This window comes from Achromobacter spanius (assembly GCF_002812705.1).
GTDB lineage: Bacteria > Pseudomonadota > Gammaproteobacteria > Burkholderiales > Burkholderiaceae_B > Achromobacter > Achromobacter spanius.
Map to the genome: position 1 here is coordinate 6,237,620 of NZ_CP025030.1, position 14,827 is coordinate 6,252,446.

15 protein-coding genes are annotated in these 14,827 nt (G+C 63.6%); 4 read left to right on the forward strand and 11 right to left on the reverse strand.

Features of this window, described 5'->3' with window-relative positions:
- Positions 1–135: 135 nt before the first annotated feature.
- From fabG to CVS48_RS28340, 6 genes are all read right to left on the reverse strand, one after another.
- Positions 136–885 carry a 3-oxoacyl-ACP reductase FabG gene (gene fabG / locus CVS48_RS28315; protein WP_100857326.1) on the reverse strand — a complete coding sequence of 250 codons (750 nt, stop codon included), beginning with the start codon at positions 883–885 and terminating at the stop codon, positions 136–138.
- A gap of 4 nt (positions 886–889) precedes the next feature.
- Positions 890–1,825, reverse strand: coding sequence for an ACP S-malonyltransferase (gene fabD / locus CVS48_RS28320; RefSeq protein ID WP_100857327.1), 936 nt, complete (start codon positions 1,823–1,825; stop codon positions 890–892).
- Between the two features lie 92 nt (positions 1,826–1,917).
- Positions 1,918–2,904, reverse strand: a complete 987-nt coding sequence (locus tag CVS48_RS28325; protein ID WP_100857328.1) for a beta-ketoacyl-ACP synthase III — start codon at positions 2,902–2,904, stop codon at positions 1,918–1,920.
- Positions 2,904–3,971 carry a phosphate acyltransferase PlsX gene (gene plsX, locus CVS48_RS28330; RefSeq protein ID WP_050447630.1) on the reverse strand — a complete coding sequence of 356 codons (1,068 nt, stop codon included), beginning with the start codon at positions 3,969–3,971 and terminating at the stop codon, positions 2,904–2,906. The genes CVS48_RS28325 and plsX overlap by 1 nt, the downstream gene beginning before the upstream one ends.
- A gap of 59 nt (positions 3,972–4,030) precedes the next feature.
- Positions 4,031–4,213, reverse strand: coding sequence for a 50S ribosomal protein L32 (gene rpmF, locus CVS48_RS28335; RefSeq protein ID WP_006218037.1), 183 nt, complete (start codon positions 4,211–4,213; stop codon positions 4,031–4,033).
- A gap of 52 nt (positions 4,214–4,265) precedes the next feature.
- The gene (locus CVS48_RS28340) at positions 4,266–4,862 is read right to left on the reverse strand and encodes a YceD family protein (protein ID WP_100857329.1); all 597 of its coding nucleotides are present in this window, start codon (positions 4,860–4,862) and stop codon (positions 4,266–4,268) included.
- 181 nt (positions 4,863–5,043) lie between these two features.
- Between CVS48_RS28340 and CVS48_RS28345 the strand changes: the two genes are divergently transcribed.
- From CVS48_RS28345 to CVS48_RS28355, 3 genes are read left to right on the forward strand one after another with little or no spacing between them, the layout of a single operon-like run.
- Complete coding sequence (locus tag CVS48_RS28345) at positions 5,044–5,646, forward strand: Maf family nucleotide pyrophosphatase (protein ID WP_100857330.1); 603 nt, start codon at positions 5,044–5,046, stop codon at positions 5,644–5,646.
- The gene (locus CVS48_RS28350) at positions 5,643–6,353 is read left to right on the forward strand and encodes an SAM-dependent methyltransferase (protein WP_100857331.1); all 711 of its coding nucleotides are present in this window, start codon (positions 5,643–5,645) and stop codon (positions 6,351–6,353) included. Before CVS48_RS28345 ends, CVS48_RS28350 begins: the two co-directional genes overlap by 4 nt.
- A gap of 3 nt (positions 6,354–6,356) precedes the next feature.
- Positions 6,357–7,142, forward strand: a complete 786-nt coding sequence (locus CVS48_RS28355; RefSeq protein WP_100857332.1) for an N-acetylmuramoyl-L-alanine amidase — start codon at positions 6,357–6,359, stop codon at positions 7,140–7,142.
- Between the two features lie 41 nt (positions 7,143–7,183).
- Here the strand turns inward: CVS48_RS28355 and msrQ are convergent, their stop codons facing one another.
- From msrQ to CVS48_RS28375, 4 genes are all read right to left on the reverse strand, one after another.
- Positions 7,184–7,831: a protein-methionine-sulfoxide reductase heme-binding subunit MsrQ gene (gene msrQ, locus CVS48_RS28360; protein WP_100857333.1), complete on the reverse strand. Its 648-nt coding sequence runs from the start codon at positions 7,829–7,831 to the stop codon at positions 7,184–7,186.
- A gap of 7 nt (positions 7,832–7,838) precedes the next feature.
- Positions 7,839–8,801, reverse strand: a complete 963-nt coding sequence (gene msrP / locus CVS48_RS28365) for a protein-methionine-sulfoxide reductase catalytic subunit MsrP (RefSeq protein ID WP_100857895.1) — start codon at positions 8,799–8,801, stop codon at positions 7,839–7,841.
- Between the two features lie 166 nt (positions 8,802–8,967).
- Positions 8,968–9,633: an HAD family hydrolase gene (locus CVS48_RS28370; protein WP_050447624.1), complete on the reverse strand. Its 666-nt coding sequence runs from the start codon at positions 9,631–9,633 to the stop codon at positions 8,968–8,970.
- A 2-nt stretch (positions 9,634–9,635) separates the two neighbouring features.
- Positions 9,636–10,598: an RluA family pseudouridine synthase gene (locus CVS48_RS28375; protein ID WP_172616214.1), complete on the reverse strand. Its 963-nt coding sequence runs from the start codon at positions 10,596–10,598 to the stop codon at positions 9,636–9,638.
- A 524-nt stretch (positions 10,599–11,122) separates the two neighbouring features.
- Here CVS48_RS28375 and CVS48_RS28380 point away from each other — a divergent pair.
- Positions 11,123–14,026 (forward strand): Rne/Rng family ribonuclease, encoded by a 2,904-nt coding sequence (locus CVS48_RS28380; protein ID WP_100857335.1) that lies wholly within the window; start codon positions 11,123–11,125, stop codon positions 14,024–14,026.
- Positions 14,027–14,190: 164 nt separating this feature from the next.
- Here CVS48_RS28380 and CVS48_RS28385 read toward each other — a convergent pair whose 3' ends face one another.
- On the reverse strand, positions 14,191–14,739 hold the full coding sequence (locus tag CVS48_RS28385) for an acyloxyacyl hydrolase (protein WP_100857336.1): 549 nt from the start codon (positions 14,737–14,739) through the stop codon (positions 14,191–14,193).
- Between the last annotated feature and the right edge of the window lie 88 nt (positions 14,740–14,827).

Consider the following 14,827-nt stretch of genomic DNA (forward strand, 5'->3'; position numbering starts at 1 on the left):
CCGCGCACTTGTTCTGTCGCCCGTTGATGGCACAGGAATACCAGTATGCGGCGTTTCCGGTTGAACTGCGTGCCGCCCAGGCCGGCTGCCCGGCAAGGCGCGGCGACCTGAGCCGCCTGACGCGCAATTCGTGATTTATTGCATGTACATCCCGCCGTTTACGTGCAGGGTGGTGCCGGTAATGTAACCCGCTTGCGGCCCGGACAAAAAGGCCACCGCATGGGCGATGTCTTCAGGCGAGCCCAAACGGCCCAGCGGAATCTGTTGCAGCAGCGCCGTGGTCTGGCTTTCAGCCAGCGCGCGCGTCATGTCGGTGTCAATGAAGCCGGGCGCGACGCAGTTCACGGTGATGTTGCGGCTACCCAACTCACGGGCCAGAGCACGTGACATGCCCGACACGCCCGCCTTCGCGGCGGCGTAGTTGGCCTGGCCCGCGTTGCCGCTGGAGCCGACCACCGAGGTCACATTGATGATGCGGCCCCAACGGGCCTTCATCATGCTGCGCATCACCGCGCGCGACAGGCGAAACACGGACGTCAGGTTGGTATCCAGCACCGCGGACCAATCGTCGTCTTTCATGCGCATCGCGAGCGTATCGCGCGTGATGCCCGCATTGTTGACCAGGATGTGGGGGCCGCCGCCGTCCTTGGCCAGCGCGTCGATCAAGGCGTCGCAGGCTTCAGCGTCCGTCACGTTCAGCACCACGCCACGGCCACCCAGGGGCGCCAGAGCTTCGGTGATGGCGGCCGCGCCGGACTCGGTGGTGGCGGTGCCGACCACGGTCGCGCCGCGCGCAGCCAGTTCCTGGGCAATGGCACGGCCAATGCCGCGCGTGGCGCCGGTCACCAGCGCGATCTTGCCTTGCAGTTCGATCGAGTTGTCCATGTCTTTAATTTCCGTTAACGACGGCCAACGCGGCTTCAAGCGAAGCGGGATCGGTAATGGCCAGGCCAGTAAGTTCGGGATCAATGCGCTTGGTCAAACCGGCCAGCACTTTGCCGGGACCGCATTCGATAACGTGCGTGACGCCTTGCGCCTTCATGGCGCGCAGGGTTTCAACCCAGCGCACAGGATGCCATGCCTGACGCACCAGCGCATCCCGGATTGCACCGGGTTCCGTGGGCGAGGCCACGTCGACGTTATTGATGACCTGGATTTGCGGCGCGGACACGGTGGCGTTCGCCAGCGCGCCAGCCAGCACGTCGGCGGCGGGCTTGAGCAGGCTGGAGTGGAACGGTGCGGACACGGGCAGCAACAGCGCGCGCTTGGCGCCAGCGGCCTTGGCCAGTTCGCACGCACGTTCGACAGCGGCCTTGTGGCCGGCGATCACAACCTGCGCGGGCGCATTGAAGTTCACGGCCTCGACGACTTCACCCTGGGCGGCGGCGGCACACGCGGCGCGCACGGCATCGTCGTCCAGACCCAGGATGGCAGCCATGGCGCCCGTACCCACGGGCACGGCGGCCTGCATGGCGTCAGCGCGCACGCGGACCAGGCGCACAGCGTCTTCCAGCGTCAGCGAACCTGCCGCGGTCAGCGCCGCGTATTCACCCAGGCTGTGGCCCGCGACGACGTCGGGCTTGCGGCCGCCAGCGGCCGTCCATGCAGCATAGAACGCCACGCCGGCCGTCAACATGGCAGGTTGCGTGTTCGTGGTCAGGTTCAGTTGTTCCGCCGGACCTTGCGCGATCAGCGCACCCAGATCCTGTCCCAGCGCCTCGGAGGCACGCGCCACGGTATCCGTGACGGCAGCAACGCCCGACCAGGCATCCAGCATGCCGACAGCCTGCGACCCTTGGCCGGGAAAGACAAAAGCAATTTTCATGATTAACCGGTTGAATTGATTCAGTGTCTGTGTGGAATGTCGGGCGCGCGTTCGGCGGCGGCGCATGTCGCACCACCCGCCTGGACGCGCGCTTACATGCGGGCCAGTACCGAGCCCCAGGTGAATCCGCCACCCACGCCCTGCATCAGGATGAGCTGGCCAGGCTTGACGCGGCCATCCCGGCGCGCGGCATCCAGCGCCAGCGGCACGCTGGCAGCCGAGGTGTTGGCGTGACTATCAACAGTGATGACGACTTTCTCGACCGGCACCGCCAGTTTGCGTGCCAGGAAATTCAAGATACGCACATTGGCCTGGTGAGGAATCAGCCAGTCGACATCCGCGAGTTCAACCCCGGCTTCCGCGCACGTGTCGCGCGCCGAACGGTCCAGCACGGTGACGGCCTGCTTGAAGACGGCCTGGCCGTCCATGCGCAGGAACGGGTCGCCCGTAACGTCACCATAGGCCACGTTGCCCGCGGCGCTCAGGATCTTCATCTGGCTGCCGTCGGCATGCAACTGCGCGGCCATGATGCCCGGCTCGTCGGATGCTTTCAGCACCACGGCGCCCGCGCCGTCGCCGAACAGCACGCAGGTGCTGCGGTCGTTCCAGTCCAGGATGCGGGAGAACACTTCCGCGCCGATCACCAGCGCGCAACGGGCGCGGCCCGCGCGAATGAAGCTGTCGGCGGTGGTGAGCGCATAGACGAAGCCGCTACACACGGCCTGCACATCGAACGCGGCCGAGCCCTTGGCGCCCAGATTGGCCTGCACCAGGCAGGCGGTGCTGGGGAATACGAAATCGGGGGTGGAGGTCGCGACGATGATCAGGTCCACGTCGGACGCTTCAACGCCCGCGTCGGCCAGCGCACGGCGCGAAGCCTCGGTGGCAAGCTGGCTGGTCGTGACGCCACGCTCGGCAAGGTGGCGCTGACGGATGCCCGTGCGCTCGACGATCCATTCATCGGACGTGGCGATATCGCGCGTCGCCAGTTCCGCAGCCAGTTCGTCATTCGAAACCACGCGTTCCGGCAAGAAGCTGCCGGTGCCCGCGATTGCGGAATATTTCATTGCGGTATCCATCAAGCGGTGTCCCCAGCCACGTTCGCGGGAGGCGTTGCGGCGCCCTCTTCCGACTGAACGCGCTTGGTAATCTGAGCGACCGTCTGAGCGGTGCGCTCCAGCAGTTTACTCACTACGGCTTCACGGGCGCGCTGCAATGCAAAACCGTAGGCGTAGACATCCGCGGAACCGTGGCTCTTGATGACCACGCCGCGCAGGCCCAACAACGCGGCGCCGTTGTAGCGGCGGTTATCGACGCGGTTGCGCAGGCGGTTCAGCACGGGCTTGGCGATAGCCCCGGCCAGCAACGTGAAAATATTGCGTTTGAACTCTTCGTGGATGATGCTGGACAGCATCTTCGCAAGCCCTTCTACGGACTTGAGCACGACGTTGCCGACGAAGCCGTCGCAGACGACGACGTCAACCGTGCCCTTGAAGATGTCATTGCCTTCCACGTTGCCGTAGAAATTCAAGGGGCTGCCGCGCAGAAGCTCGGCGGCTTCCTTGACGACTTCGTTGCCCTTGATGACTTCTTCGCCGATGTTGAGCAAGCCCACGGTGGGGTTCTCACGATGGTCCACCGCCTGCGACAGCGCGGCGCCCATGATGGCGAATTGCAGAAGGTGCTCGGCCGTGCAGTCCACATTCGCGCCCAGGTCCAGCACCGTGGTGGCGCGGCCCGTCTGGTTCGGAATGGACGTGGCGATCGCAGGGCGGTCAATGCCGTCCAGCGTCTTGAGCACGTAGCGTGAAATGGCCATCCACGCGCCGGTATTGCCCGCGGAAACGCAGGCGTCGGCGCGCCCATCCTTGACGGACTGGGCGGCCAGGCGCATGGAGGAGTCTTTTTTGCGGCGCAGGGCGACCTCGACAGGGTCGTCCATGGTGACGACTTCAGAAGCCGCCACGATTTCCATACGATCGCGCGCAACGTCGCGGTGCTCGGAGAGCGCCGCTTCGATCGCGTCGGGAAGCCCGACCAGCAATAGCCGGGTATCCGGAAATTGCCGGGCGAACTCGATCGCAGCCGGAATCGTGACGGGCAGACCGAAGTCTCCGCCCATACAGTCTATGGCGATGCGTATCACGGGTGCCAGGTATCAGCGCTCAGCCGAATTGGTCCGAGTACGAGTTCGGCCCGGGGGCCTTATTCGTCGGCCTTGGTCTTCAGGACCTTGCGGCCACGGTAGAAGCCGTTGGGGCTGATGTGGTGACGCAGGTGGGTTTCACCGGTGTTCGGCTCGATGGCGGTCGACGGGGCAACCAGAAAATCGTGCGAACGGTGCATACCGCGCTTGGAGGGGGACTTCTTGTTTTGTTGAACGGCCATGATGACTCCTAGAAACGGGGCGCATTGTACGCGATGCGGCCCGATGTTGATCTCAATCTTTGTGCTTCAGTTGTTCCAGCACCGCAAACGGCGACGGACGCTTGACAGCGGGTTCTTCAGGAACTTCGCTGACGTTGGCCTGCGCGCCCGGGCATACATCATGCTTGGGCACATACGGAACGCTCAGAATGAGCTCATCTTCGATCTGGGCCAGCAGATCAAAGTGATGCGAACCCACCACCTTTTCAGGTTGGTTGGACACAAAACCATTTCCTTCTTCGTCTTCGTCGTCGCTGCTGGCAGAACCGTCGGTGACATCACCGTTGGTAAAACCATCATCAAGATCGGATTCAGACTTAACCAGCTGCAAGAGGACTTCGCTATCGACCGGATAGACAAACGGCACATTGCACCGCTGGCACACCAGCACCGGATTCGCTTGCACATGAACATGCAGAAGCGGCCGGCCAAGCAACAGCCCCGACTTACCAATCTCGCCGCGCACGGACCACGTCACAAGCCCGGCCTCGCCCAGCGGTTGTTCAGGTAACCCTTCAACCGCGCGCGTAAACCGCACAAGAGGTATGGTGCCTTGCGCTTCCCTGCCACTATGGGCAAATGCGAATGCATCGATGCGCTTGATGATCAATCCTTTGCATTCACGGGACTTTGCTTTAGCTTTTTGCTTTAGCTTTTTGCTTTAGCTTTTCGCTTTAGCTTTCCGCCTTAGCGTTTTGCTTTGCCTTCCGCCTCACCTTCCACTTCTGGCTGCAAAAATCCCGCAAAACGTTAGATAATACTGCGACTTACGCTTACACGTCAAATACCGAATGCCTTCAAAGCCTAGCCTGATCCTCGCGTCCAGCTCGCGTTACCGCAAGGAATTGCTGTTGCGCCTGCGCCTGCCCTTTACCGCCATTTCCCCCGATGTAGACGAAACGCCACACCCAGGGGAAACGCCTGAAGCGCTGGCCCTGAGGCTATCGGTTGCCAAGGCCATGGCCGTGGCGGCCAAGCACCCGGACAGCATTGTGATCGGGTCGGATCAGGTGGCCACCATTGATGGCCAGCCTATCGGCAAACCAGGGAATTTCGCCGGTGCCCAAGCGCAATTACGCGCACTGTCAGGGCAAACGGTGGCATTTCACAGCGCGCTGGCGGTCACGGACGGCCAGCGGGTGGAAAAAGCCGACATCGTTACGCTCTGCCGCTTCCGCCAACTGTCGGACTCCGCCATCGACGCCTACCTGCGCGCCGAAGAACCTTACGATACCGCAGGCAGTGCCAAGGCGGAAAGCCTGGGCATCGCCCTGATGGAAAGCATCCAGAGCGATGATCCGACCGCCATTATCGGGCTGCCGCTGATTGCACTGACGCGCATGCTGACGCAGTTCGGACTAGACCCGCTGGACGCCCCGGGCGCATCGGCATGAACGGCGCCCTGCACCTGATCCCCGTCGGCCTGGGCGACGCCCCGCCCGAGCGCTGGCTGCCGGCCGACGTGCGCGCATTGGCCGGTCGACTGGACACCTACATCGCCGAAAACGCCAAGACCGCGCGCGCTTTTCTCAAGCTGATCGGCACCACGCGCCCACTGCAGGAAATCACCATACACACCCTGACCGACAAGATCGACGCCGGCCAGATCAATGCCTGGTTGGCGCCGGTGAAGCAAGGGGCCGAGATCGGCCTGGTTTCCGAGGCCGGTTGCCCGGCCGTCGCTGACCCGGGCGCCAAGGTCGTCGACGCCGCCCATCGCCTGGGAATACCGGTCCGGCCTTGGGTCGGCCCCTCGTCCATCTTGCTGGGCCTCATGGCCAGCGGGCTGGACGGGCAGCGCTTCGCCTTCCATGGCTACGCGCCGGTGGATGCCGCCGAGCGCGCCAAGCAACTGAAGGCCTGGGAGCAGATTTCCGCCAAGCACAACCAGACCCAGTTGCTGATCGAAACTCCCTATCGCAACGCCGCCATGTTCGCCACGCTGCTGGCCAGCCTGAAAGGCGACACCAAGCTGTGCGTGGCGCGCTCGGTCACTACCGCGGACGAATGGGTGGTCACGCACACCATCGCCGACTGGAAAAAACTGCCCGCGCCCCAACTGGACAAGCTACCCACGCTGTTCCTCTACCTGGCCCGCTGATCGATGCTACGCCTTATCACCACCCTGCTGGCCACGGCAGTGCTGGCCGGCTGCGCCACGCGCGGACCGGCCGGGCTGGACCTGGACACCTCAATCACCGCCGTCAGCCAGGCAAGCCGTGTGCGCAGCATCGTCCTGCACTACACCAGCGTCGACGACCCCACGTCGATCAAGCTGCTATCGCGCGGCAAGGTCAGCTCGCACTACCTGATTGCAGACTCTGGCCGCGCCTACCGCCTGGTGGATGAAAATCGTGCCGCATGGCATGCCGGCGCCAGTTCCTGGTACGGCAACATCGCCATGAACAGCACGTCGATCGGCATCGAAATCGTCAACCCGGGCTGGACCGAAGGGGCTGACGGAAAGCCCGTCTGGCATGCCTATAACGACCGCCAGGTGCGCGCGTTGACCATCCTGTTGCACGATCTCATTCAACGCCACGGCATCGCCCCCGAAAACGTGGTGGGGCATAGCGACATCGCGCCGCAGCGCAAGGTGGATCCTGGGCCGCTGTTTCCCTGGAAGGCACTGGCCACTGCGGGCATCGGGCGCTGGTACGACGAGACCGGAGCAGCCGAGCACCTGGCGCGCCTGCAAACGCAAGGCATGCCCGATGTGGCCTGGTTTCAGAAGCAATTGCAGCGCCTGGGCTATGCCTGCCCGCAGGACGGCGTGCTGGATCGGGCCACCATCAACACGCTGGCGGCGTTCCAGATGCACTACCGGCCCGCCCTGCACGACGGCCAGCCGGATGCGGAAACCGCCGCCATCATGCTGGCCATGCTGTAGCGGTAACAGGTAGCCGGAACCACCGCTGGCGCTGGCTACGGCTAGCCCTTGCGGCGCCACCACGCCACGATGCGCCAGCCCAGCAGCAAGGCCAGCACGGCCGCATACAAGACAGGCTCGGTGAAGTCGTTCTTGCCGGCCTTGTGCCACCAGAAGTGCAGCACCGCAAGCAGGCCGATGGCATAGATGGCTCGATGCAACTGCTGCCAGCGCTTGCCGAGCCGGCGCATGGCCCATTGGGTGGACGTGGCGGCCAGCGCCGTCATCAGCACGAAGGCGGCGAACCCGACCGTAATGAAAGGACGTTCGGCTATATCCTGCAACATGGCTTGGGGATCCAGGCCCCGGTCCCACCACACCCAGGCCATGAAATGCATGGCGCCGTAGAAGAAGGCAAACAGGCCGCACATGCGCCGCACGCGCACCAGCGCGGGCTGCCCCGTCAAGCGGCGCAAGGGCGTGATAGCCAGGGTGACCAGCAGGCATATAAGGGTCCACGTGCCGGACGAGCGGGTCAGGAACTCAACCGGGTTCGCCGTCAAGCCATTGTCCAAACCCAGCCAGACCCAGCGCGCGAACGGCGCCAGGCCCAGCAGGAACAATAAGGGCTTGAAGCGGCCCACGGTCTTGGCGGAAAGCTGCGCCTTGCGAGGCGGCGCGCCCGCAGGCTGGGTAGAGGCCTCGGACATATCGATGTCAGTAATTCGCTTTCAGGTCCATGCCCTGGTAGAGCGAGGCCACCTGCTCGCCGTAGCCGTTGAACATCAGGGTTTTGCGCTTGGGCGTGAAGAGCCCGTCTTCACCAATGCGGCGCTCGGTGGCCTGGCTCCAGCGGGGATGGGGCACATTGGGGTTCACGTTGGCGTAAAAGCCGTATTCCTGCGGCGCCGCCTTGACCCAGGACGACTCCGGCATTTTCTCCACCAAACGAATCTTCACCAGGGACTTGGCCGACTTGAAGCCATACTTCCATGGCACGGCCAGCCGCAGGGGCGCGCCGTTCTGGTTGGGCAAGACCTTGCCGTACAGGCCGAATACCAGCATGGCCAGCGGATTCATGGCCTCATCGATGCGCAACGCTTCCACGTACGGCCAGTCCAGGACGCCGGCGCGCACACCAGGCATGTTCTCGCGCTGCACCGCGGTCACGAACTCCACGTACTTGGCATTGCCAGTGGGTTCGACCTGCTTGAGCAGTTCCGACACCGAATAACCCACCCACGGGATCACCATGGACCAGCCCTCGACACAGCGCAGGCGATAGACGCGATCTTCCATCGGCGCCAACTTGAGCAGCTCTTCCATGCTGAATGTGCGCGGCTTGCCGACTTCGCCCTCGACGCTGACGCTCCAGGGGCGGGTCTGCAATTTGCCGGCCCGGGCAGCGGGATCGCCCTTGTCGAGCCCAAATTCGTAGTAGTTGTTATAGGAGGTGATGTCGGCCAGCGAGGTTTGCTTGTCCATCACACTGAACGCGGCGTTCGACTTGCCGGGCAAGGCCCCGGCGTCCTGCGCGAAGGCGCTACGGGAGGCCCATCCGGACAGGCCCAGGGCTGCTGCCGTCACCCCGGCACGCAGCATCAATTCGCGGCGCGAGCGCCAGACCGCCTCGTCGGTGATTTCGGACGGAAGAATATCGTCGGGCTTGCGTATCAACATCGTGGTCTCCGGTTCGGCGCCGGCCAGCCATGGCAGCACCCTGCGCAACGCATAGACGTTGCGCCGCCCCATGATATTCCGCGGCGGCACGCCAGCGGGTGGGCATGTTCAGATTGACTCGCCGCGATGCAAGACGTTCCCGGCCAGATACACGACCATTCACCAATCAGGCGCTTGCCGACACGCGAGGCAACAGCCAGTCGCGCACGAGCGGCACGCTATCCAGCACGGCCTGGGGTGCGCAACCCTCAAGTTCCTTCACGGTATGGGCGCCATACGTCACCCCCAAGCCGTGCACGCCCGCGTTGACCGCCATCTGCAGGTCGTGCGAGGTGTCGCCCACCATTACGACGCGGTCAGGTTCCACGTCCAATTCCTGCATCAGCTCATGCAACATGGCGGGATGCGGCTTGCTGAAGGTTTCATCAGCCGTGCGGGTGGCGTCAAACAAGGGCCCCAGACCGGTCGCGGCCAGGGCGCGGGTCAAGCCCACCCGGCTTTTGCCGGTAGCCACGGCCAAGCGCACGTTCTGGCCGGCCAGTTCGGTCAGCAACTCAGGGATGCCGTCAAACAGGCGCAGCTCGGGATCGCGCAGCAGATAGTGCGTGCGATAGCGTTCCAGGAAGCGCGGCATCATGGCCTGCGTCAGTTCCGGCACGGCGCGACGCAATGCGCTTTCCAGGGACAGACCAATCACCCAGCTTGCCTCGGACGTCGAGGGCACCGCCAGTTCCAGGTCGCGGCACGCGCCCTGAATGGCGGCCACGATGCTGTGCGTGGAGTCCATGAGGGTGCCATCCCAGTCAAAAACGACCAGCGAATACGACGACATAATCAGACCGACTCCAGTTGTTTCAGTAGTTTTTGGCAGGCAGGGGGCAGCTCGGCGGTAAGCGTCATGGGCTCGCCCGTGACCGGATGGGCCAAGGTCAGTTGGTGGGCGTGCAGGAACATCCGGCCAAAACCCATGCGCGAGAATTCGGCGCGCACATCATCATGTCCGTATTTGTCGTCGCCCACGATGGGAAAGCCGCTGGCCGCCAAGTGCACCCGGATTTGATGGGTGCGACCCGTGCGCAGTTCCGCGTCGACCAGACTGTACCCCCCGAAACGCTGCTTGAGCGTGATGATGGTGTGCGCGGTCTGGCCGTCGGGATCCACCTTCACGCGGCGCTCACCAGACTGGGTGGTCCATTTGGACAAGCCCAGCTTGATGTGCTGACGGTCGTTCACCCAGTCGCCTTCCACCAACGCCAGGTAATGCTTGTCGCCCTTGCCTTCACGCAGCATGGCGTGCAGGGCCAGCAAGGCGCTACGTTTCTTGGCCACCATGAGCAGCCCGGACGTTTCCCGGTCCAGGCGATGCACGAGCTCAAGAAACTTGGCGTCCGGCCGCGCCGCGCGCAATTGTTCGATCACCCCGAAGGACACGCCGCTGCCGCCGTGCACCGCGACTCCGGCCGGCTTGTCCACGACCAGTAGCGCATCGTCTTCGAACACGATGGGAAATTCCGCGCCGGGCACGGGGCGAGGCTTGCCCGGATCAGGCAAACGCAAGGGCGGAATGCGGACGATGTCGCCTTCGACGATGCGATAGTCGACCGAGATGCGTCCCTTGTTTACGCGCACTTCGCCGCCACGAATGGCTTTGTAGATATGCGTTTTGGGAACGCCCTTGCACAAGCGCATCAGGAAGTTGTCCAGACGCTGGCCGGCGTGTTCGCCATCGACCTCCACCATACGGACGGCGGGGGCGGCTTTAGAGGGGAATATGGGGGAGGAAGTTTCTTTGCGCATTGCGGAAAGCGACATATAATCGGGACAGCCTTAAGGGGCTGAACTAGCCGCCTGGCGTAGAGATGCAAACAAGTACGCAACTCCGTCGAGCGCGCGGGCCGCCATTGTACTGCCTGCTGATTCAACCCCTGGGTCTCTTGGTCGCCGGCGCAACCGCGCCCTGCCGGATAGTGGTGTGGCATTCACTTTGCCCGCTGTCCCAGCAGGTCCGTTGCATGCCGCAAGCGGCTCTGAAGCACTGCAAGAATCGTCGCATATTTAAAGCACCAGCTGCGTGTAGGCAACCAATCCGACCGCAACTGCCGTTCACAGCAATTTTTCCGTCAAACCACATTCAGTGAAGCTGACCCTCCTGCTGACAGAACCCCGTGCCCCACGGCACGACGTGCCCGCCTGACCCGCGGCGGATACGCCTGGGCGCCGCCCAGGTACGGTCCGCATTTCTTGCCCGCTTCAGCCGCAGCCCGAGTGACCCGAGGTCACGCGCCGATATCGGCGCGTCATGACAACGGAGAAACCCTCTCATGAAGCGCATGCTGTTCAATGCGACGCATCAGGAAGAATTACGCGTCGCTATCGTTGATGGGCAAAAACTCATCGACCTCGACATCGAGACTGCCGGCCGCGAACAACGCAAAGGCAACATCTACAAAGGTGTCATTACCCGGATCGAACCCGGCCTGGAAGCTTGCTTCGTCAACTACGGTGAAGACCGTCACGGCTTTCTGCCCTTCAAGGAAGTTGCTCGCAGCTTCTTCAAGGAAGGCGTCGATGTCCGTAGCGCCCGCATCCAGGATGCACTGCGCGAAGGCCAGGAACTGATCGTTCAGGTCGAAAAGGAAGAGCGCGGCAACAAGGGCGCAGCCCTGACCACGTTCATCTCGCTGGCTGGCCGCTATCTGGTCCTGATGCCCAACAACCCCCGTGGCGGCGGTGTTTCGCGCCGCGTCGAGGGTGAAGACCGCCAGGAACTGCGCGACACCATGGAGCAGCTTGATCTGCCCCAGGGTATGAGCATCATTGCTCGCACCGCCGGCATCGGCCGCAACGTCGAAGAGCTCCAGTGGGACTTGTCCTACCTGATGCAGCTGTGGACCGCCATCGACGGCGCCGCCCGCGACAACTCCGCGCCGATCCTCATCTATCTGGAATCCAGCCTGGTCATCCGGGCCATCCGCGATTATTTCTCGCCCGAAATCGGCGAGATCCTGATCGATACCGACGAGATCGCCGACCAGGCCACCGCCTTCATGAGCGTGGTGATGCCGGACAACGTCCAGCGCGTCAAACGCTATCGTGACGACATCCCGCTGTTCTCGCGTTTCCAGATCGAACACCAGATTGAAACGGCGTATTCGCGCACGGTGCAACTGCCCTCGGGCGGCGCCATCGTGATCGACCACACCGAAGCCCTGGTTTCCGTCGACGTGAACTCCGCCCGCTCCACGCGCGGCGCGGACATCGAGGAAACCGCGCTGCGCACCAACTCCGAAGCGGCCGACGAAGTGGCCCGCCAGTTGCGCTTGCGCGACTTGGGCGGCCTGATCGTCATCGACTTCATCGACATGGAAGACAGCAAGAACCAGCGCGCCGTTGAACAGCGCCTGCGTGACGCCCTCCATTTCGACCGTGCCCGCGTGCAAATGGGCAAGATTTCGCGCTTTGGCCTGATGGAACTGTCGCGTCAGCGCCTGCGTCCGGCCCTGAACGAAGGCTCGCACATCACCTGCCCGCGTTGCAACGGCACCGGCGTGATCCGCGATGCCGAATCCAGCGCTCTGCACGTGTTGCGCCTGCTGCAAGAAGAGGCCATGAAGGAAAACACCGCGGCAGTTCATGCCCAGGTGCCGGTGGATGTCGCCACCTACCTTCTGAACGAAAAGCGCGCCGACATCACCAAGATGGAAGCCCGCCTGAAGGTCAACCTGATGCTGATCCCGAACAAGCATCTGGAAACGCCGCATCACCACATTGAGCGCCTGCGCCACGATGATCCGCGCCTGGAAGAGCTGAAGACCAGCTTCGAACTGGTTGAAGCGCCCGCCACGGATGCTCCCTGGCAGCCGCGCGAAAGCGAAATCAAGGCTCGCCCGGAAGCACTGGTCAAGGGCATTACGCCCTCGCAGCCCGCTCCGGTTTCCACGCCCGCCGCTCCTGTCGCTGCCCCTGCCGCTCCTGCCGCCGCCGGTGGCCTGGGTGGCTTGTTCAAGCGCCTGGTTGGCTGGCTGACCGGTGGCTCCGAAGCCGCCAAGCCGGCCCCCACCACAACCGAAGACACCGCCAAGCGCAACGCCTCCGGCCGTGGCAAGGGTCGCACTGGCCATGACGGCCAGGAACGCCGTGGCGAACGCCATGGTTCGGACCGCAACCGCAACAACCGCCGTGGCCGTGGCCGCAACCGCCGCGAAGAAGGCCAGTCCGACGCGCCGATGAGCGAACAGGAAAGCATGGTGGCCGCGCTGGCGCAGTCCGTAGCGACCGCCCTGCCCGACACCAAGCCCGCCTCCGACGCCTCGACCGAAGCCGCTGACGCCGCCGAGCAAACCGCCGACGGCATGCCCATGGGTGAAGGCGCCGAAGGCGCAGCCGATCCGGAACGCAAGCGCCGCCGCCGCCGCAGCCGTCGTGGCCGCCGCAGTCAGGACGAAGCGGGCCTGGCCGGTAGCGACGAGCAACTGGATGATGGTTCGGATGATGAGTCCGCCGATCAAGCCGACAACGCCGCGGTTCCCGCAGCGTCGGCAGCATCGGTAGAATCCGCCCCGGCCGCTGCCGTGGAGCCCGTCCCCGCCGCCCCGTTGGCACCGACGCAGGTTGTCGAAACCAAGGTGACGGAAGCCCAGGTCGTCGAGTCCAAGCCGGTTGAAACCGTGAAGGTTGAAGCCCCGGCGCAGGTCCCGACTCAAGCCCCGGCTCTAGCCCAGGTTGAAGCCCCCGCACAAACCCAGGTCGAAACCTCGGCTGCGGTAGTTATCAGCCCGGCAGAAACGCCCGTCGAAGCCGCCAAGGCCGAGCCGGTGCAAACCGCCGTCGAACCGGTAACACAGCCTGTGCAAGCGGCTCCTCAAGTGACCCAGCCGGTCGCCGTGGAAGCTGCCGCGCCGGTCCAAGCTCCCGCCGAGCAGCCCGTGCAAGCCGCCGCAGCAGTAGAACCCGTTGTGACGGCGGCAACTCCGGTTGCCCCCGCAGCACCGTCCGATGCCCAAGCCATCGTGATGCCGGCAACGACTCCGTCGGCCAAGGCGCAAGCTCTGCACGAAGTGGTCAACGCCGCTGGTTTGAAGTGGGTGGAAACCGATCCGGACCGCCACGCCCAAACCCAGCTGCGCATCGCCGCAGCGCACACGCCGACCCGTCTGGGCCGTGAGCGCAAGCCGGTTGCAGCCGTGTCGAACGAACCCCTGGTTCAAGTCGAAACGCGCCACTAAGCCGTGCGCCGCTAAGCGCTAAGCGACAAGAGGCCGCCCGTTAAAACGGGCGGTCTTTTTTTGCCTGTCGCAGGCCTATCGATGCCTTTATGCAAACGCAGGACGAAAAAAAACCCTCGGCGACGAGGGTTTTTCACGTGCTGCGCAGCGCAGAAGCAAAACGGTCAGAACTGATACGTGTAGGTCAACTGCACCACGTCCAGGCCGGGGTTGGGCCGCTTGATGCTGGCGTTGGAGAAGTGCGAGTAACGCAGGCCGATCCGGTTGTTCGGGGTCACCAAAAAGCCCAAGCCGACGTGGTCGCCAAATTGGAAGGCGGTGCTGATGTTCTCGTCGGCAAAGCGCGTGCTGGAGAACAAGGTGGCGCCGATACCGGCTTCAAGGTAGAAGCGCTCGCCCGTCCACCAACGGAACATGGGGATCGCGTTCAGTTGCCAGACGTGCCCCGGCGAACGCGAGCCATCAGCCTGCCAGTACGACGCGCCGATCTCGGGCGTGAGATCCAGGCGCCCCCAATTGCCGCCGAAATGGTACGTCCAGACCGACGGGGTTTCGTAGTTCAAGGTCAGGCGCTTGTAATGGTCACCGATGCCGTAATGCAGGCTCACGCCACCCTGCGTGCCTTCCGAGGATTGGGCGCTGGCCAACGTGGCCGCGCCAGCCAATGCCAAACCGACAAGGCGTGTGAGCAATTTCTTTTTGGTCGACAGCATGAAGCTAACTCCGTGGATATCTTGGACTAACCGGCAACATAGCAAAATACGGGCCAGATGGCTTTAGCTCTGTCGCAATAAGGCAACA